The sequence below is a fragment of the Flavobacterium sp. AJR genome (assembly GCF_002156885.1).
Taxonomy (GTDB): domain Bacteria; phylum Bacteroidota; class Bacteroidia; order Flavobacteriales; family Flavobacteriaceae; genus Flavobacterium.
The window spans coordinates 18,332-36,367 of record NZ_NCWQ01000044.1; the positions used below are offsets into that span (position 1 = coordinate 18,332).

An 18,036-nucleotide genomic window follows, 5' to 3' on the forward strand; every position below is an offset into this window, starting at 1 on the left:
TTTGTTATCAATTTTAGAATAGTAATTATTTAGTCTCTCCAAAATAAAGGTCTAATATTAGACGAAATTTTGGTACAGTCGCCACAAGGCGCGGTCACAAAATAAAAGTTTCCTTTGGCATCAGCTCCATAATATACTTGCTCAGTTCCGGATCCGTTAACTAGAGATAGTATTTTGTTTCCTCCGCATCCTCTTTCAGTCCAGCAATTACTGTATGGAGTAATAAAACACTCGAAATAATAGGGAGGATATGGATCATCAAAAAAGATATCTCTAAAGTTAAAGAAAATTCTTTTTGATGAAATTGATGATACTTCAAAAAAACCGATTATTTTTTCACTGGGATCATCATTTGATTTTAAATTACCGTAGTTAAATCCAGGCTGAACTTGCGAGAAGATACTTTTGGAAGTTGATAGGCTTTTTAATGTTTCATAATAGGTATAAGACTCTAAGTTCTGGACATATTGGCGCACTATAATGCTGTATCGTTCATTAAGAATCGGACTTTTAATATCTATAAAACGTATAGGGTAATTAATTCGATCTTCACTTAAACCTAATGTATTCAATAAAAATAAATCATCAGATTTTTTTGTAGTGTAACAAATTCTGGTCTCTTCTGTTCTGGGAACAACCAAAAAATCTGGATGACCATCTGTTGTAAATGGAGCTACAATAAGTTTATCAGATGTCCAGCTCGGGGCAATTACCTTATAGGTTTCGTCATATTCATATCTGTAAAACTTTGATTTGGCATTTGGATCATAACTACTCACAACTATTTGTACCCCTTTTTGTCCATCAATAGTAGTAACCTTTGGTTCTACCTGAATTTCACTAGCAGCTGTTAAAGACTGCACATTTGAAGAATATGATTTTCCTTCTTTTGTGATAACGTTTAATTGATATGTTTTTTCTGGAACTGCTTGAAATTCGCTATTTGAAACATATAAACCTGATATTTTTTCAAATCCAAATTGATAGCTATTATTGTCACTATCGGTTACATAAACAGTAGCCCCTTCTTCGTTAGTTGGTCCATTTTCTTCAAAACGATAAGATCTTGAAATTTTTATTTCTTGTTTTTTGTATTCATTCGTAATGTTTGCCTGAATAACAAGTATATTTTCGAATGTACTGGTTTTAAAAGCATACTGCTCTGTACAACTACTTATAGTAAGACAAAGAAGTATAAGAACAAATGACTTGTGTAAGTATCTAATATCTAGGATTCTTAGTTTCATTTGTTTTGTTTGTTAAAATTTAATATTATAAGTTATCGTAGGAATAGGAACAGAAAAAATGGAGGTTTTGTATGCTTTAATTTCTCCATTTGCTGTTACAAAAAAGATAGAATATGGATTATTTCTTCCTAATACATTATAGATAGATATGTTCCAGAAACTATGTGTTAATTTTTTAATTTTATGATTTCCTTCTATATTAAAACCAATATCCAATCGATAATAGTCTGGTATTCTGTATTTATTTCGATCACTATATACGGTATATTCCATCCCGTTGTATATATAACTCCCGATAGGGTAGGTAATTGGTCTTCCTGATTGATATACAAAATTACTTGATACGCTATATCTCTTCGTGAACTTATAATTTAATACAGCACTTATCTCATGAGGTTTATCAAAATTTGTTGGAAAATAATCTCCGTTGTTTACTTTTTCCTCATTAAACTGAGTGTCTAATTTTATAAAAGTACGGGAATAGGTATATCCTAACCAACCATTAAGTTTTCCTGCATTTTTTTTAAGTAACAATTCAATTCCATAAGCTTTCCCTTCACCTTGTAATAATTGTGTTTCTGTGTTTTTGTTTAAGACTAAATCGGCTCCAACTTTATAATCTAGTAAATTGTTAGATTTTTTATAATATCCTTCCAAACTAAGTTCAATATTATCATTATCAAGATTTTTGTAAAAACCTAATGAGAATTGTTGAGCATCTTGTGGAGCAATGTGTAAGCCAGATAACTTCCATGCATCTGTAGGTGATTGAGTCGTATTATTGGTTAATAGGTGAATGTATTGGTACGTTTTGTCATAGCTTGCTTTTACAGAGAAATCATCAGTAAATAAATAACGTACTGCTAGTCTAGGTTCAAATCCGCCATAAGTTTTAATCACTTCATTTTTTTTGTAATATTGGGTGCCAACAACGGTATTATCATTAACAGGAGTATTATCTCCGTAAACTCTTTGTGTTGATTCTCCTAATGCCGAATATGTTGAATAACGCAGCCCCATACTAACTAATATTTTTTCGCTTAGATTATAATTGTCCGAAATGTAAACGGCAGATTCTACTGCTTTTTCGTCAGCTATAGTTATTGGAATTAATGTAGAGTTGGGATTTTTTGGGTTGAGATATCCAGGTTCAACATTATACAGTTTGCTTGAAACTCCATAATTAAAAGCGTGCTTATTATTTGGTGTATAATTACCATTTAATATAACTTGAGTTTCATTTAATTTATAACCGTAATCAAAAGAATTCATTCCTCCATTATCATAGTCGATATTAAATTTGTATTCACTATTTGTAAAAATTAAGTCAGCTTTACTTTTGTTATTAAATGCATGGTTCCATTTTAATGAAATTAGGGCATTACTATATTTATAAACAGAATCTGAAGAGATACTAAAACGATCTTTGCTGTAATACAAGGTAGATTCAATAGTATTGTTGGTATTTATTTTATGATTGTATTTTAGAATACCATCAAAAAATGCAGCTTGGCTATTATTTAAAGATTCATTATCTATTTTTTTCAAAATCCACTCAGAATAAGTAGCTCTTACACCAACTAACAAGCTAGATTTATTTTTTATAACAGGAGTTCCTATAGAAAGATTACTTGTTACAGATCCAATTCCTCCCTCTCCAGAAAATTTTTCCGGATTACCATTTTTTGTTGTAATGTCAAAAACAGAGGATAGTCTGCCTCCAAATCGAGCAGGAATACTTCCTTTATAAATATCCACTTTACTGGTAGTATAAGGATTGACTGCAGAGAAAAATCCTAAAAAATGAGATGTATTATATAAAACGGCATTATCTAAAAGGATAAGATTTTGATCATCTTTACCTCCTCTAACATTGAAACCAGCAGAACCTTCTCCGGTAGTTTTTATTCCCGGTAAAGTTGTAGCTACTCTAAAAATGTCTCTTTCTCCAAGAACTAGAGGAACATTCTTTATTCCTTCTACATCTATAGTAGAAACTCCAGCAATGACATTCTTTACGTTTTTATTTGCGTCTTTCTTTATGATAACTTCATCTAATTCATTTATGTTCTCATAAAGAGTTACGTCTAGTTTTCCATTGCCATAAATCATGACAGTCTCCGTATTTTTTTTGTGACTGATTGACTCTATTTCAATATAATTAAGACCATAGGGAACTTCAATAGTGTAGTATCCTTCATTATTGGTAACTGTGCTTGTGTTTTTATCACGTATTCTAATCGTAACGTTAGAAAGAGGTTTTTTTGTTTTTTCATTTTTTATAAAACCAGAAAGAGTATATGATTTTAATTCTCCTCCCTTTTTTTCTTTACCAATGTAAGTTATGCCAGAATTAATATTGTTGTGTATTATTGTATCATATTGTTGATGAAATATTGGTTTTGCAGAGTCTTTATTCTCAGTTTTATCTATTTGTGGAGTTGATGAAGACCCAAAATAATCGTTGGGTAGCGAATTGTGAATGATGCTGTTTTTTGTTAGAATTATTTTTTTGTCAGAAATAAAATAATTCAGATTAGTCTTCTCAAAAAGATTATCTAATATATCTTCAACCGAAGTATTTACATAATTTTTATTAATTAAGACGGCATCAACAGTATTAAGCCAATTTGTATCAAAATAAAATTTATAATCTGTAGTTTTTTCAATTTTCTCTAATGCAGTTTTTAAATCAACGTTATTAAATTCAATGGATATTTTATTTCCTTTTTCTTGACTAAATGATAACGCATGAAAAGTTAATAAAAATAGGGTTAGTATAATTTTTCTCATTTTTTAATTGAATACATTAGTTAGAGGGAGTACTGTTGATTTCTTTTATTAGATTTTCAATGAAAATTTTCTTATCCGATTCCTCTAACTGAGAATAGTTATTGTAATAATTTTTTATTTTACTTTTAGACTCGGGAAATATTTTGATAATATCACTTTTGGAACTTATTTTATAATAGTTGCCTTTGTGTTTTAGGATAAAATCATTCTTCTCAATAAATTCATCAAATGTATTTTGGTTAGCTACATCAGAAATTCTTTTATTATCAATAATCTTTCCTCTGTTTTTATGATGTTTAATATAAAGAACATCATCTGGAGAATAAATAATTTCTTGATAATAACCATTCATGTAGTCTGGACATGTAGGATTGTTGTAGTTTACATTAATAAAATTCTTATTATTAATGCTAAAACTAGCTGTTTTTTCTTTTATAACATTAATTCCTAGGTAGTCAAATTCGCCAGTGGCTTTTAAGACCAGAACATCATTATTAACATCGTATTTAAGATCAAGGTTATTATAGTCTTGACCTTCATAGTTAAGATTTCCAATACTAAAGTTATTTGAAAAATAATAACTATGGCTGTTATCTATTGTTCTGTAATAGTTCACATGGCGTGAGCCATTGTATATTGCTAAATTTTCTTTACCTATGGCTTTATCAAACAAATTATGTATAGAAGTTTCTTTGTTTGTTTGAGAATGTAAAGCATTAATGCTTATGATAACGCCAAGTAATAGTAATGTTAGTTTGTTTTGGGAATTTTTCAACTGTATCTTTTGATATAAAGTTAATTTCTTGCTTAATTTCAAAAGTATTAAAAAAATGTTATAAATATCACGTAAATGTGTTAAATAGTAATAAAATAACTACTCCAAAAACTAAAAAAAATGATTATTCCTTTAAAACAGTAGGTCTACCTGAGAATTTATTTTCTCGACATAATAATCTATTTTTCGATTGGCTCGATTGTAGAATGAATTTTGCTCTTTGATTCCCGAAGCGCCTAAAGACTTTGAGTTGATAATTTGCTGCTTAAAGAATTGATGTACGTTTTTGCAACTATCTACATTATCAGTAATAAAATAACCGAGTAAGGTATAAGGAACAAACATGGTTAGTTTTTCTTCGGTTTCTATGAGCATATTATTGTTTAATAATATTAACTCGTTGTAGTATATAGTGAAATTAGAATTTGGTTTATTGCCTTTTTCCTGAATAGAATTAATGATCCTTTTTAAGTCTTTACATAGTGCATTTGCATTTTTAAGATTAAGTAAACCAGCTTCATAAAAATATAAAATTTGCTGCAGACTACTGTTTATCGTGGTGTCATTCCATATCTCATTTACAATAGCATTTTCATAAACATTTTTCAATTTTTGCATGTATTCGGTAAAGGATTCTTCGATTACAAAATTTTCAAAAGTAACTTTCTTCTGTTTAGTATTTAAAAGATTCAGCCATACAAAAGCTTTGAATTTTGATAAGATAGTTCCTTCCATAAAATAGAATAACGGAATATCCTTGGCGGAATAAAAAAGAGTAGTTTTTGGATTTTTGGTTAAAAATTCAATTTGTTCTGCCGAAGTTTTGAAATACTGAAGCATATCTTTTAATGTCTCTATTTCAATTGTTTTTTCAACAATAACTTTTTCTTTTTTTGAAAATAAATTATCTAACGAAATATTAAAATGATCTGCAAGTTTGATGGTTTCGTCTATCGAAAATTTACTTTTTTCGGATATTCTTCGGTGCGATGCATCATAGCTAATCTCTAAAACAGAGGCGACTTCATCTATTAAAGAGGCTGACTTAGAAACTTTACTTCTAATTGCTTTTAGAAATGATTCTTGATATTTCATAATTTGCGATAATCACAAATATAAGAAATAGTTTTATTGATTTAAGCAAATTTATATGTGATTATTGCGATAGGTTTGTCCTGTAATTTTAAAATAATGATTTATGAAAACATCAATTTTGGTATCCTTATTATTTGGTTTTGGAGGAATATATGCTCAGGATACAATTAGAATTCAGACTATTGATTCTATTGCGCAGCACTCGAAAATTTTTAGCCTATCTCCAATTTCTAAAAAAGTAAATAAAGTAAACGGATTAGCTCTTGGGGTTGGACATGTTGAAAATAGACATATAAAGTCTCAAACAATTAATGGGATAAATATAGAAGCAAACCCAGCGCCAGCTGCTGGAGCTTTATATGCTTTTATGTGTTTAATGTATATTGATAAAGTAATCGAAAATCATAAAAAAGAAGATGCTTTAAAATCTACTGAAGAAGATTATAAAATTAAAAACATGAATTATACGCCTTATTTAAAATTGAATGGTTTGAATGTTAGTTCCGGATGTTTTTTTACAACCACCAGTATGAATGGATTAAATATTTCTGCAGGAAACAAATTCAATAATTTTAACGGACTTTCGGTTACTGTTTTGGGTACAATTGCAGATAATCAGAATGGAATTTCAATAGGATTGTATAGTGCAAATAATAATTTAGCAGGTTCTGCGATTGGCGTTTACAACAAATCATATCAGTTGAACGGATTGCATGTTGGAGTTTTTAATAAGGCTAAAATTAATAAAGGGTTACAGATAGGTGTTTTTAATAAATCAAATTCTAAAGGTTTTCAGTTAGGGCTTTGGAATGTGAATGATAAAAGGACAATGCCTTTTTTAAATTGGTAGAATCATGAAAAAAGTTCGTTTTTTGCTTATTATGACTCGATTAATGTTGGGTTTTGTAATGATTGCAATAGCAAACAATTATTTTGCTTATGTTAGATTGGTTTTAGTCTTGTTGATGATATTGGGCTTGTTGACAGATATTTTTGATGGTATAATTGCTCGTAAAGTGGGTGTTTCGTCAGAAAAATTACGCCGCATGGATAGTCAGGTAGATTTAGTTTTTTGGCTCTGTGTGGGTTGGTGTACTTGGTTATTAAATCCAGAAATAATCCGTGACCATAAATATGCTATTATTTCAATTTTTGTAATGGAAGGTTTAACGTATGTTTTTAGTATTCTAAAATTCGGAAAAGAAACATGTACACATGCTATTTTATCTAAATTATGGGGAGTAACATTATTAGTTGCATTTGTCTCTATGATTGGTTTTGGTCATGCTGGAATTCCTTTTTTTCTTGCAGTATTTTTTGGGATAGTAGGGCATATTGATGTTTACCTGATCATTTATTTTTTACCTAAATGGACGCATGATGTTCCGAGTTCTTATCATGCTTATTTAATTCGGGAAGGAAAAACAATTAAAAGGCACAGATGGTTTAATGGGTAATTGTTTAAAATGGATTGCAGGATGAGTTTTGTGTAATATTTAGATGTGTTAAATTAAAACGAAAAACCCCAATTCAAGCAAATGAATTGGGGTTTTCTATGAATAAACCTTTAGTAAACTAAGATCTGATTACTCTTTTTTCTCCTCACGTGGAGGTCTTGGAAGAAGTGCTTTTCTTGACACTTTTTCTTTTCTTGTTTTAGGATCAAGTCCAAGGTATTTAACTTGAAAAACGTCTCCCATGTTAACTACATCAGTAACATTTTCAGTACGTTCCCAAGCTAGCTCTGATACGTGAAGTAAAACTTCGTTTCCTGGTGCAGCAGTATATTCTACTACAGCTCCAAAATCAAGCATTTTAATTACTTTAACTTCGTAAGCTTCGCCCATTTGAGGTTTGAAAGTAATAGATTGAATTTTAGCTAAAACAGCTTCAATTCCTGCAGGATCTGTACCTAAGATTTCGATAACACCTTGTTCATCAACTTCATTGATTACAATAGTTGTTCCAGTAGCTTTTTGTAATTCTTGAATTACTTTTCCTCCAGGTCCAATTAATGCTCCAATAAAGTTTCCAGGAATAGTTCTAGTGATGATTTTTGGAGAATGCGCTTTAACGTCTGCTCTTGGAGCAGCAATAGTTTCAGTTAGTTTTCCTAAAATGTGTAAACGTCCTTCACGTGCTTGCCCTAAAGCTTGCTCCATGATATCATAACGTAAACCATCAATTTTAATATCCATCTGGCAAGCTGTAATACCGTCAGCAGTTCCAGTTACTTTAAAGTCCATGTCTCCTAAGTGATCTTCATCACCTAAAATGTCAGACAATACAGCAAATTTATCACCGTCAGTAATTAATCCCATAGCAATTCCAGAAACTGGTTTTACCATTTGAACTCCAGCATCCATCAAAGCCATTGTTCCAGCACAAACTGTAGCCATAGAAGAAGAACCGTTAGATTCTAAAACCTCAGATACAATACGGATAGTGTAAGGACAATCAGCAGGGATCATGTTTTTTAAAGCTCTTTGAGCTAAGTTACCGTGACCAACTTCTCTTCTTGAAGTTCCTCTTAGAGGTTTTGCTTCACCAGTCGAGAAAGGAGGGAAGTTATAGTGTAAGTAGAATTTCTCTTCACCTTGTTCAGATGGAGAATCAATTTGGTTAGCTTCTCTAGAAGTTCCTAAAGTTACTGTAGCCAATGCTTGAGTTTCTCCACGTGTAAATAAAGAAGAACCGTGAACTCTTGGTAAATAATCAATTTCACACCAGATTGGTCTGATATCTGTAGTTTTTCTACCATCTAAACGAACACCTAATTCTAATACTACGTTACGAACAGCTTCTTTGTTTGTTTTGTAGAAATATTTAGAAACTAAATCTCCATCAGCAGCTAATTCTTCTTCAGTAAATAAAGCTTTTACTTCTTCTTTTACTTCAGCAAATGCAGCAGTTCTTTCGTGTTTAGCCGAACCAACTTTTGCAATAGCATAAATTTTATCGTATGCTGCGGCTTTTACTTTTTTATAAATTTCTTCGTTTTCTTTCTCACCTTCGTAAGTACGAATTTCTTTTTTACCAAAAGCAGCTTGCAAACGTAATTGTGCTTGGATTTGAACTTTAATAGCTTCGTGAGCAAATTTAATTGCTTCTACCATTTCAGCTTCTGAAATTTCTTTCATCTCTCCTTCAACCATCGCAACTGAGTCCATAGAAGCTCCAATCATCATGTCGATGTCAGATTTTGCTAAGTCTTCTCTACTTGGGTTAATTACAAATTTTCCGTCAATACGTGCAACACGTACTTCAGAAATTAAGTTGTAAAAAGGAATATCTGAAACTGCTAATGCTGCAGATGCAGCTAAACCAGCTAAAGCATCAGGCATAACAGTTTCGTCATGAGACATTAATTGAATCATAACTTGTGTTTCAGCATGGTAATCATCTGGGAAAAGCGGACGTAAAACACGGTCAACTAATCTCATTGTTAATACCTCGCTATCGCTTGGACGAGCTTCTCTCTTGAAGAAACCTCCTGGGAAACGACCAGCTGCTGCAAATTTTTCGCGATAATCTACCGTTAATGGTAAAAAATCAACATTTGGGTTAGCGCTACGTGCAGATACTGCTGTTGCAAGTATCATCGTATCGCCCATTCTTACTACTACAGAACCATCAGCTTGTTTAGCTAAACGTCCTGTCTCGATTGTGATGCTTCTGCCATCACCTAAATCGATTTTTTCTACAAATAATTGTGGAATCATAAATTTTTCCTTATTGGTTATACAATGGGTTTTAGTTGTGTTGTAGTTGTTGTTGTGCGTAGTTAATGCCTAAAACCCAATGAAAAACCAAACTTTTTTTCTTTGTTTGTGTAAAAACAAAAAGAGGCACTCTCGCACCTCTTTTTTATATTGATTATTTTCTGATATTCAATACTTTGATAATCTCACGATATCTGTTGATTTCTTTTTTCTTCAAGTAATCTAACAAAGCTCTTCTTTTACCTACTAAAAGTACAAGTGAACGCTCAGTGTTATAATCGTGACGATTTTTTTTCAAGTGTTCAGTTAAGTGTGAAATTCTGTAAGTGAACAATGCGATTTGACCTTCAGCTTTTCCAGTGTTTGTAACATCACCGTGTTGTGCAAAAATCTCTTCCTTTTTTTCTTTAGTTAAATACATTCCAATATTATTTAATGATTTTTATGTATGTCATACAACTTTTGTAAGACGGGTGCAAAAATAGTACTTTTTTCTCTAAAAATAAATTTTATTGAGTATTTTTTCTAATTGTTATAGGTAATGTGTACAGAACTCTTATGGGAATTCCTCTTTTAGTCCCCGGATTCCAATTTTTAGCGTGTTTAATCACGCTAATTGCGTTTTCGTCTAATCCGTAACCAATTCCTTTTAGGATTCGAGGTTCAACTAATTTTCCTTCTTTGTCTACTATAAAGGATAAATATATTTTTCCCGAAACTTTATTTCTAGCTTCATTAGGGATGTACATTGCTTTTGCAACATAACTATAAAAAGAATTAATTCCTTTTTTAGGTGCTGGAGCTTGAAATATAATAGTGTATGGATGTTCAATGTTTAAAGAGTCAGTACTTACTCCCGAAATTAATTTACCATTTTCATAGTTCTCGACAAAAGTATATTTGCTTTTTTTACTTTTCCCTTTCCAGGTTCCATCAGGGAATCCATTTTTTACTTTTCCGCTTTCTTCATTTCCATTGTCGTCGATATCTTCATAATCGCCATTTCCTTCTGATACTTTTTGTTCTTTTTGAAGATTCCAATAGTTGTTAATTTTAAACTCAACAATTTTTTCTTTGTTTTCGAAATATTCGATTTCAGATTTTAAATTTCCGTTATCGTACCAATTGTATTCTTTTCCAGTTTTTTTTCCATCAGAATAGCTAACAGATGTTTCTCTGTTTCCATTTTCATAATAATAAACAGATTGTCCTTCTTTTCTTATTATGTCTTTATCAGATGAAGTACTAATCATCTTTATAGCTTTCGATTTATAGAAATCCTTAAAAATATAAGCTTTTTTATCCGAATAATATTCTTCAATAAGTCTTACATATTTGTGGTTTCCTTCTGAGGTTTCTGCCCACATAGAATCTAAGTAAACTAATTTGCTTACTGGTGTTGGAGCTTGAGCTAATAGTTTTGTAGTTACTAATAAGAATAATGCAATCGTAAAATAATAATAGGAAAGACCAGATTTCATTTGTATTTGGTTTTTAAGAATAAAAAACAAATATAATAGTATTTTTAATACAATTTCGCAACTTCCAAATTTACAAACTCTAAAAATATTTCGTCAGCTTCTGTAAAAGGGTCAATAACATGACTATCAATATCAATTTGACCAATATTTACTCCGTCAACAAATAAAGGAACCACGATTTCAGATTTTACGGTAAAACTACAAGCAATATAATTGTCTTGAGCGGCAACATCTGGAACTACAAAATTAGCATTGCTTTCAGCAACTTGTCCGCAGATTCCTTTTCCAAAAGGAATTACAGTATGATCAGTTTCAGCTCCTACGTACGGTCCTAAATGCAATGTTTTATTTTCGTGATTGGCAAAATAAAATCCAACCCAGTTATAATAGTCAACATTGTCGCTTAATAATTGACAAATGTTTAATAGTTTTTCGTCTCTAGACTGATTTGTATCTGCTACAATTGCAGTTATTTTTGGTTGTAATTCCTGAAAAGTCATCTTATTTAGTTTTTATACAAAAGTATTTAAAGCCAAATTCAAAAAATACATAAATTTGTTAAAAATTTCTCTTGAAAAAATATTTAATCCAGTACAAGCCTTTTCTTCTTTTTATAGGTACATTTTTTGGGACTTATATTCTATTGACATTAGTTTATCAATTCTATTTGGGTAGTTTTGAGAATGATAAAATAGATGGAATAACAAAATTAGTAGGCAAGCATACCGAGTGGTTATTACAATTATTTAATAATGATGCTAGGGTTGATGAAATTCCCTCAGAGCCATATTTACAGATATTCTACAATCGGGAAGTAGTTGCTGTAATTGTAGAAGGTTGTAATGCGATTAGCGTGATTATTTTGTTTGTCGCTTTTATAGTCGCTTTTTCAGGTAAATTAAAGCCGACATTGTTTTATATTCTGGGAGGAAGTTTTTTTATTTATATTCTTAATATTTGCCGAATCGCTTCATTAGCAGGATTGTTATATTATTTTCCAGAGAAAACACATCTCTTACATGGTGTGCTTTTTCCATTGGTTATTTATGGAGTAGTTTTTATTTTGTGGATTATTTGGGTAAGTAAATTTTCAAAATATGCTAAATAATATTCTTCAAAATAAATCAAGAATTTTTCTCTTAATTGTGTTTGTGTTTCTTCTGGCAGGCATAAGAGCATACGAAAATCAATTATTTTATGATCCTTTTCTCGTTTATTTCGAGAGGGATTATAAAGAACTTCCTTTGCCTGAATTCAATTCGATTCAATTGTTTTTGGGATTGTTATTTAGGTATTTCTTAAATACGATTATATCATTAGGAATAATTTATGTTATTTTTAGAGAAACAGAACTGGTTAAGTTTGCTTCGGTTTTATATGTTCTGTTTTTTCTTATCCTCATTATTGCTTTCTATTGTATTATTTATTTTTATGGCAACCATAATAATTTGATTCTTTTTTATGTACGTCGTTTTTTAATTCAACCTATTCTTATACTGTTGTTTATTCCTGGATTTTATTATCAAAAAATAAATAAATAGCCCTTTTTTCGTACCTTTATTAGTCGATTTGTATTTGTTTAATTTTCAAATCAAAAAATAAATGAAAGTTGTAAAAAAATCAGGAGATACTGTTGTTTTTGATAGAAAGAAATTAGAGAAATCTCTTTTGAATTCTGGTGCAAATCAATCAGTTGTTCAGGATGTTTTACAAATGATAGAGAAAGAAATGTACGAGGGGATTTCGACCAAGAGAATCTATAAGATGGCTTTTAAGTTGTTAAGAAAAATATCCCATTCGCATGCGGCACGTTATAACCTAAAAGAAGCCATTCAGTTATTAGGACCTGCTGGTTTTTACTTCGAAAAATATATTGCCAGACTTTTTTCTAAAGAAAATTATGAAACAAAGACTAATTTGACTTTGCAAGGTAAATGTGTTACTCATGAAATAGATGTCCTGATAAAAAAGAATGATGTCATTGCAATGGTAGAATGTAAGTTTCATATGGGAAAAGAAGCATCTACAGATGTAAAAGTGCCAATGTATATTCTATCCCGATTTAATGATATTAAAGAAAGGAAACATCCTGTTTTTACAGACAAAGATGTTATCTCAGAGTGTTGGATAGTTACCAATAATCGATTTACATTGGATGCGATGACTTTTGGAGCGTGTTCAGGATTAAATTTATTAAGTTGGGATTATCCTGCGAACAATAACTTGAGAACAAAGAATGAGAATAATAATCTATATCCTATAACTTGTTTAACCACACTTGCCTTGGCCGAAAAGGATAAATTATTGGCTTTGGATGTGATTTTGGTTAAAGAATTGTTGAATAACCGCAGTTGTTTAGAAGAAATTGGATTGAGTTCTCAAAGAATAAAAAGTGTTACAAAAGAGGCCTCAGAATTATGTAGGTATTCTTGAAAGTATTGCTTTTTGTTGTCGGTGTAATTTAAATTCAAATAAAATGAAAGTCAAATTCATTGGAGGTGCGGGAACAGTAACAGGTTCAAAAACGTTGATTGAGAGTAATGGGGTTAGAATTTTAATTGATTGTGGGCAGTTTCAGGGGATAAAACCTTTGCGGGAACTCAACTGGGAACCTTTGCCTATTTTACCTTCAACTATAGATTTTGTGTTGCTTACACATGGGCATTTAGATCATTGTGGTTGGTTGCCGAGATTGGTATACCAGGGATTTAAAGGGAAAATATATTGTTCTGGTCCTACAAAAGAAATAGCCAAGCTTATTCTTCTGGATAGTGCTAAGATTCAGGAAGAAGAAGCTAATAAAGCTAACGAAGAGCAATATTCTAAACATGAAATAGCAGAACCACTTTATACAGTGGAACAAGCCAGGAAAGTCTTCCCGCTTTTTAGAGTGGTAACAGTAAATGAACCATTTCTTTTAGAAGCAGATATTTCAGCAGTTTTTTTTACTGCGGGACATATTATGGGAGCTTGTAGCATTGCATTAATAGTTGAGAAAAAAACACTAGTTTTTTCGGGAGATATCGGTCGTGATAATGATGTACTGTTATATCCTCCAGAAAAACCTAAAACTGCTGATTATATATTTTTAGAAAGTACTTACGGAAACCGATTGCATCCAGATATCGATGCTAAAGATGAACTGGAAAAATACATCAATGCTACATTTCAGAAAAAGGGAACAGTTATCATTCCTAGTTTTGCTGTAGAGCGAGCACAAAGTGTAATGTATTTGTTGTGGCAGCTTAAGAAAGAAGGTAGGATCCCGAATATTCCTTATATTATTGATACACCAATGGGAATTAGTGCCTTAGAAATCTTTATGAATAATAGAGAATGGCATAAATTAACGATGGAAGAATGTACAGGTATGGCCAAAATGTTTTCTCTAGTTTCGGATTATCAGGAAACGATGGATATTATTTATAATAAAAGTACAAAGGTTATTATTGCGGCAAGCGGAATGGCAACAGGAGGAAGGGTTCTAAATTATTTTGAACATTATATCGGATTGCGTGAAACAACGGTAATTATTGTTGGTTATCAAGCCGAAGGAACTCGTGGTAGAAAGTTATTAGAAGGTGATAATGAAATTAAAATTAGAGGTAAATATTTCCCAGTTAAAGCTAAGATTTTAGAAATAGCGGGACTTTCTGCTCATGGCGATCAGGATGATTTGCTCCTTTGGCTTTCGGCATTAGAAAATAAGCCTAAAAAAGTTTTTCTGGTTCATGGAGAAAATGTTCCTGCAGATGCGCTTCGTATAAAAATTAAAGAGAAATACGGTTTTAATTGCTCTATTCCTTTAATGGGGCAGGAGTTTGACTTGTAAAAGGTACTTTTTGAAATTTTTAACAAGAATTTGATTTTAAGAATTGATTATAATGCTAATTTTGCAGACGATATGAATATAAAAAAATGCACTAGTTTATTTTTAGCATTTCTACTATTGGTTTGCAATGTAGGGCTAGCTTTTGATGTGCATTATTGTGGCGACAAATTAGCTTCAATTTCATTAAACAAAACTGTAGAGGCTCCACCAACAAAAACATGTTGTGGAATTACTTCCGAAAAAAAATCATCCTGCTGTAAAGATAAAGTAGTCCATTTTGAGAAAAAGTCAGATACAGCTACGATTAAAACATTCTTGTTTCAGTTTGATTTTCCTTTTACACTACAAGAATTTAAAACTGTTGCTTTTTTCTCTATTCCGAGTTTTAAAAACAAACAGATAATTGCATATTATAGCGATGCTCATGCACCTCCGCTATTTAAACTCTATCACCAATATATATTTTACGCCTGATTTTAATGTTTTTTAAAGTCAAATCATTCAGTATGGTTTGAATCTACTTTTTTTAAACATTAAAATTATTCTCATGAAAAAAAATATAGCACTTTTTGCTATGCTTTTGCTTTGTATTCCTGTTTTTGCGCAAGAAAAATTGGAAGAAGTTAAGATTACTAAAAAGCAAAAAGGAATTAAAAAATCATATACACTTACAGGAAATACTTCGCTTATAACAAGTAAAGAATTGCTTAAAGCAGCTTGTTGTAATCTTGCCGAAAGTTTTGAAACTAATCCATCTATTGATGTTAACTTTTCGGATGCATTAACGGGAACGAAGCAAATTAAAATGTTGGGGCTTACGAGTCCATATTTAATGATTACTGAAGAGAATGTTCCATCAGTTCGTGGAGCTTCTCAAGCCTATGGAATGTCATTTACACCAGGAACTTGGGTCGAAAGTATTCAGATAACCAAAGGAGCTGGAAGTGTTGTAAATGGTTACGAAAGTATTTCCGGACAAATAAACACAGAGTTGTTAAAGCCGATGAGTGATATCCCGTTCTTCCTGAATGCTTATGGCTCTACCGATTCACGATTTGAATTAAATACGCATTTTACTAAGCAACTTTCGGATAAATGGGCAACAAGTTTGTTGGTTCATGGTAACGCGCGTGTTGCAAAAACCGATATGAATGATGATGGATTTATGGATAATCCATTAGCGAAGCAAATCAATATTCTAAATCGTTATCAATATACTAATGCCGAGAAAGGTTGGGTTGGTTTTGTTAATCTTAGGTATATGAATGACAAAAAGCAAACGGGCGAACTTGACTTTGATAAAGATCGAGATAAAGGCACAACTAATTATTGGGGATCTGAAATAAATACAGAGCGAATTGATGTTTCGACCAAAATAGGTTATATTTTTCCAGATATGCCTTTTCAGAGTATTGGTTTTCAGAACGCATTTAATAGTCATAATCAGAAATCATACTATGGTTTAAATGATTATAATATCAAGCAGAATAGTTATTATTCTAATTTGATTTTTAATTCTATTATCGATAATACAAAGAATAAATTCGCAGCAGGATTAAACTTTACATACGATCAATACCAGGAGTTTGTGAATGTAACTGATTATAGCCGAATCGATAATTCTGTTGGAGCTTTCTTTGAATATACATATGACAACACGGATAACTTCAGTATTATTTTAGGTGGAAGAATAGATAACCATAATCGGTTGGGAACTTTTGTAACACCACGTTTGCATGTAAGGTACAACCCTTGGGAAAAAGCAGTTTTGAGATTCTCAGCAGGAAGAGGAAAACGTTCGGCTAACATTTTTGCCGAGAATCAGCAACTCTTTGCTAGTTCAAGAGTATTCTCGATTCTTGATAATAGCGGTAAAATTTACGGAATGAATCCTGAGATCGCTTGGAATTATGGGTTGAGCTTTTCACAAAGATTTTCTCTTTTTGATAGACATGCCGAAGTTGTTTTTGATTTATACAGAACCGATTTTCAAAATCAGGTTGTTGTAGATGTAATGCAAAGTCCACAGGAAGTTTTATTCTATAATTTAAACGGAAAATCATATGCTAATAGTTTGCAAGTTGAGTTTAATTATGAATTATTAAAGAATTTTAATTTCCGTTCGGCTTATAAATATTATGATATTCGAACAGATTATTTATCTGGAAATTACGCAAGACCGTTGCAAGCAAAACATCGTTTTTTTGGTAATCTGGAATATGAAACAAATCTTGTTGACGGAAAGCAATGGAAAATGGACTATACTTTTAATTGGATTGGACAACAGCAATTACCCAACACAGCTTCAAATCCAGAAAAGGATAGATTGCCTGAGTTTTCACCTTCATACTCTTTGATGAATGCACAAGTAACAAGAGTTTTTTCGGATACTTTTGAAGTGTATGTAGGAGGGGAGAATATTGGAAATTACCGACAAGACAAGGCTATCTTAGGTAGTGATAATCCGTTTGGGCCAGATTTTGATGCGTCGATTGTCTATGCTCCGGTTTTTGGACAAATGTATTATGCAGGATTACGATTTAAAATAAAATAAAAACAACTTAAATATAATTTAATAAACCCTTAAAAATAAAACAAAATGAAATCGAAGATTTATGAACTCCCAAAAAATAATAGAAAAATGATGAGTAATAATGTAATAATAGTTTTACTGGTGACACTTTTCTCATTTGCTGCTCAGGCACAAGAGAAAAAGAATAAGAATGCAAAATACGAGACAGAAGTAAGTGGTAATTGCGAGGATTGTAAAAAGCGAATAGAAAAAGCAGCTTTTAGTGTTTCGGGAGTGAAATCGGCAACATGGGATATTAGTACCCATAAATTAAATTTAATCTTGAATGAAGAGAAAACTTCACTTGTAGATGTAAAAAATGCTATTGCCAAAGTAGGTCATGATACTGATGCTGCGAAGACTACGCAAGATGTTTATGATGGACTTCCGACGTGTTGCCAATATGAAAGAAAATAATATTAGAGAGCAAGTGTGAATTTGACTTTTTATAGCGTTAATAAAACTTTAAAATATGCCAATTTATTGTGGCTAAACTAATTTATTATTACTTTCACCAAC

General features: G+C 31.4%; 17 protein-coding genes. 9 read left to right on the forward strand and 8 right to left on the reverse strand.

Features of this window, described 5'->3' with window-relative positions:
- Positions 1-29: 29 nt before the first annotated feature.
- The 4 genes from B8T70_RS12825 to B8T70_RS12840 all read right to left on the reverse strand — a co-directional run bounded on the left by B8T70_RS12825 (position 30) and on the right by B8T70_RS12840 (position 5,910).
- Positions 30-1,247 carry a DUF4249 domain-containing protein gene (locus tag B8T70_RS12825; protein WP_086895104.1) on the reverse strand — a complete coding sequence of 406 codons (1,218 nt, stop codon included), beginning with the start codon at positions 1,245-1,247 and terminating at the stop codon, positions 30-32.
- A 12-nt stretch (positions 1,248-1,259) separates the two neighbouring features.
- Positions 1,260-4,040, reverse strand: coding sequence for a TonB-dependent receptor domain-containing protein (locus B8T70_RS12830; protein ID WP_086895105.1), 2,781 nt, complete (start codon positions 4,038-4,040; stop codon positions 1,260-1,262).
- Positions 4,041-4,056: 16 nt separating this feature from the next.
- Entirely contained in the window at positions 4,057-4,815 is a 759-nt protein-coding gene (locus B8T70_RS12835) for a hypothetical protein (RefSeq protein ID WP_123912109.1), read from the reverse strand.
- Between the two features lie 132 nt (positions 4,816-4,947).
- Positions 4,948-5,910, reverse strand: coding sequence for a hypothetical protein (locus B8T70_RS12840; protein WP_039111517.1), 963 nt, complete (start codon positions 5,908-5,910; stop codon positions 4,948-4,950).
- Positions 5,911-6,013: 103 nt separating this feature from the next.
- On the opposite strand from B8T70_RS12840, the gene B8T70_RS12845 reads away from it, so the two are divergent.
- Both B8T70_RS12845 and B8T70_RS12850 read left to right on the forward strand, forming a co-directional pair.
- The gene (locus tag B8T70_RS12845) at positions 6,014-6,760 is read left to right on the forward strand and encodes an LA_2272 family surface repeat-containing protein (RefSeq protein ID WP_086895107.1); all 747 of its coding nucleotides are present in this window, start codon (positions 6,014-6,016) and stop codon (positions 6,758-6,760) included.
- Positions 6,761-6,764: 4 nt separating this feature from the next.
- Positions 6,765-7,367, forward strand: a complete 603-nt coding sequence (locus tag B8T70_RS12850) for a CDP-alcohol phosphatidyltransferase family protein (protein ID WP_123912110.1) — start codon at positions 6,765-6,767, stop codon at positions 7,365-7,367.
- Between the two features lie 129 nt (positions 7,368-7,496).
- Here B8T70_RS12850 and B8T70_RS12855 read toward each other — a convergent pair whose 3' ends face one another.
- The 4 genes from B8T70_RS12855 to B8T70_RS12870 all read right to left on the reverse strand — a co-directional run bounded on the left by B8T70_RS12855 (position 7,497) and on the right by B8T70_RS12870 (position 11,613).
- Positions 7,497-9,632: a polyribonucleotide nucleotidyltransferase gene (locus B8T70_RS12855; protein WP_039111514.1), complete on the reverse strand. Its 2,136-nt coding sequence runs from the start codon at positions 9,630-9,632 to the stop codon at positions 7,497-7,499.
- Between the two features lie 154 nt (positions 9,633-9,786).
- Positions 9,787-10,053 (reverse strand): 30S ribosomal protein S15, encoded by a 267-nt coding sequence (gene rpsO / locus B8T70_RS12860; RefSeq protein WP_039111513.1) that lies wholly within the window; start codon positions 10,051-10,053, stop codon positions 9,787-9,789.
- A gap of 88 nt (positions 10,054-10,141) precedes the next feature.
- Positions 10,142-11,113: an energy transducer TonB gene (locus B8T70_RS12865; RefSeq protein WP_086895109.1), complete on the reverse strand. Its 972-nt coding sequence runs from the start codon at positions 11,111-11,113 to the stop codon at positions 10,142-10,144.
- 44 nt (positions 11,114-11,157) lie between these two features.
- A complete protein-coding gene (locus B8T70_RS12870; RefSeq protein ID WP_086895110.1) occupies positions 11,158-11,613 on the reverse strand; it encodes a GAF domain-containing protein in 456 nt (151 codons plus the stop codon).
- 71 nt (positions 11,614-11,684) lie between these two features.
- Here B8T70_RS12870 and xrtF point away from each other — a divergent pair, with 71 nt between their 5' ends.
- The 7 genes from xrtF (at position 11,685) to B8T70_RS12905 (ending at position 17,934) form a co-directional block, all read left to right on the forward strand.
- The gene (gene xrtF / locus B8T70_RS12875) at positions 11,685-12,221 is read left to right on the forward strand and encodes an exosortase family protein XrtF (RefSeq protein ID WP_086895111.1); all 537 of its coding nucleotides are present in this window, start codon (positions 11,685-11,687) and stop codon (positions 12,219-12,221) included.
- On the forward strand, positions 12,211-12,654 hold the full coding sequence (locus B8T70_RS12880; protein ID WP_039111509.1) for an exosortase F system-associated protein: 444 nt from the start codon (positions 12,211-12,213) through the stop codon (positions 12,652-12,654). The genes xrtF and B8T70_RS12880 overlap by 11 nt, the downstream gene beginning before the upstream one ends.
- Before the next feature lie 61 nt (positions 12,655-12,715).
- Complete coding sequence (locus tag B8T70_RS12885; protein WP_086895112.1) at positions 12,716-13,546, forward strand: ATP cone domain-containing protein; 831 nt, start codon at positions 12,716-12,718, stop codon at positions 13,544-13,546.
- Positions 13,547-13,589: 43 nt separating this feature from the next.
- On the forward strand, positions 13,590-14,945 hold the full coding sequence (locus tag B8T70_RS12890) for an MBL fold metallo-hydrolase RNA specificity domain-containing protein (RefSeq protein ID WP_086895113.1): 1,356 nt from the start codon (positions 13,590-13,592) through the stop codon (positions 14,943-14,945).
- A 30-nt stretch (positions 14,946-14,975) separates the two neighbouring features.
- Positions 14,976-15,419, forward strand: a complete 444-nt coding sequence (locus B8T70_RS12895; protein ID WP_242667472.1) for a hypothetical protein — start codon at positions 14,976-14,978, stop codon at positions 15,417-15,419.
- 73 nt (positions 15,420-15,492) lie between these two features.
- Positions 15,493-17,499, forward strand: a complete 2,007-nt coding sequence (locus tag B8T70_RS12900) for a TonB-dependent siderophore receptor (RefSeq protein WP_086895114.1) — start codon at positions 15,493-15,495, stop codon at positions 17,497-17,499.
- A gap of 45 nt (positions 17,500-17,544) precedes the next feature.
- Positions 17,545-17,934: a heavy-metal-associated domain-containing protein gene (locus B8T70_RS12905; RefSeq protein ID WP_240474645.1), complete on the forward strand. Its 390-nt coding sequence runs from the start codon at positions 17,545-17,547 to the stop codon at positions 17,932-17,934.
- Positions 17,935-18,036: the final 102 nt, after the last annotated feature.

Bases quoted from the DNA above. Each gene is read 5' to 3' on its own strand.
- B8T70_RS12855 (WP_039111514.1), bottom strand. From the start codon at position 9,632: ATGATTCCACAATTATTTGTAGAAAAAATCGATTTAGGTGATGGCAGA.
- B8T70_RS12840 (WP_039111517.1), bottom strand. From the start codon at position 5,910: ATGAAATATCAAGAATCATTTCTAAAAGCAATTAGAAGTAAAGTTTCT.
- B8T70_RS12850 (WP_123912110.1), top strand. From the start codon at position 6,765: ATGAAAAAAGTTCGTTTTTTGCTTATTATGACTCGATTAATGTTGGGT.
- B8T70_RS12830 (WP_086895105.1), bottom strand. From the start codon at position 4,040: ATGAGAAAAATTATACTAACCCTATTTTTATTAACTTTTCATGCGTTA.
- B8T70_RS12890 (WP_086895113.1), top strand. From the start codon at position 13,590: ATGAAAGTCAAATTCATTGGAGGTGCGGGAACAGTAACAGGTTCAAAA.
- B8T70_RS12865 (WP_086895109.1), bottom strand. From the start codon at position 11,113: ATGAAATCTGGTCTTTCCTATTATTATTTTACGATTGCATTATTCTTA.
- rpsO (WP_039111513.1), bottom strand. From the start codon at position 10,053: ATGTATTTAACTAAAGAAAAAAAGGAAGAGATTTTTGCACAACACGGT.
- B8T70_RS12870 (WP_086895110.1), bottom strand. From the start codon at position 11,613: ATGACTTTTCAGGAATTACAACCAAAAATAACTGCAATTGTAGCAGAT.
- B8T70_RS12825 (WP_086895104.1), bottom strand. From the start codon at position 1,247: ATGAAACTAAGAATCCTAGATATTAGATACTTACACAAGTCATTTGTT.
- B8T70_RS12905 (WP_240474645.1), top strand. From the start codon at position 17,545: ATGAAATCGAAGATTTATGAACTCCCAAAAAATAATAGAAAAATGATG.
- B8T70_RS12880 (WP_039111509.1), top strand. From the start codon at position 12,211: ATGCTAAATAATATTCTTCAAAATAAATCAAGAATTTTTCTCTTAATT.
- B8T70_RS12845 (WP_086895107.1), top strand. From the start codon at position 6,014: ATGAAAACATCAATTTTGGTATCCTTATTATTTGGTTTTGGAGGAATA.
- B8T70_RS12900 (WP_086895114.1), top strand. From the start codon at position 15,493: ATGAAAAAAAATATAGCACTTTTTGCTATGCTTTTGCTTTGTATTCCT.
- B8T70_RS12885 (WP_086895112.1), top strand. From the start codon at position 12,716: ATGAAAGTTGTAAAAAAATCAGGAGATACTGTTGTTTTTGATAGAAAG.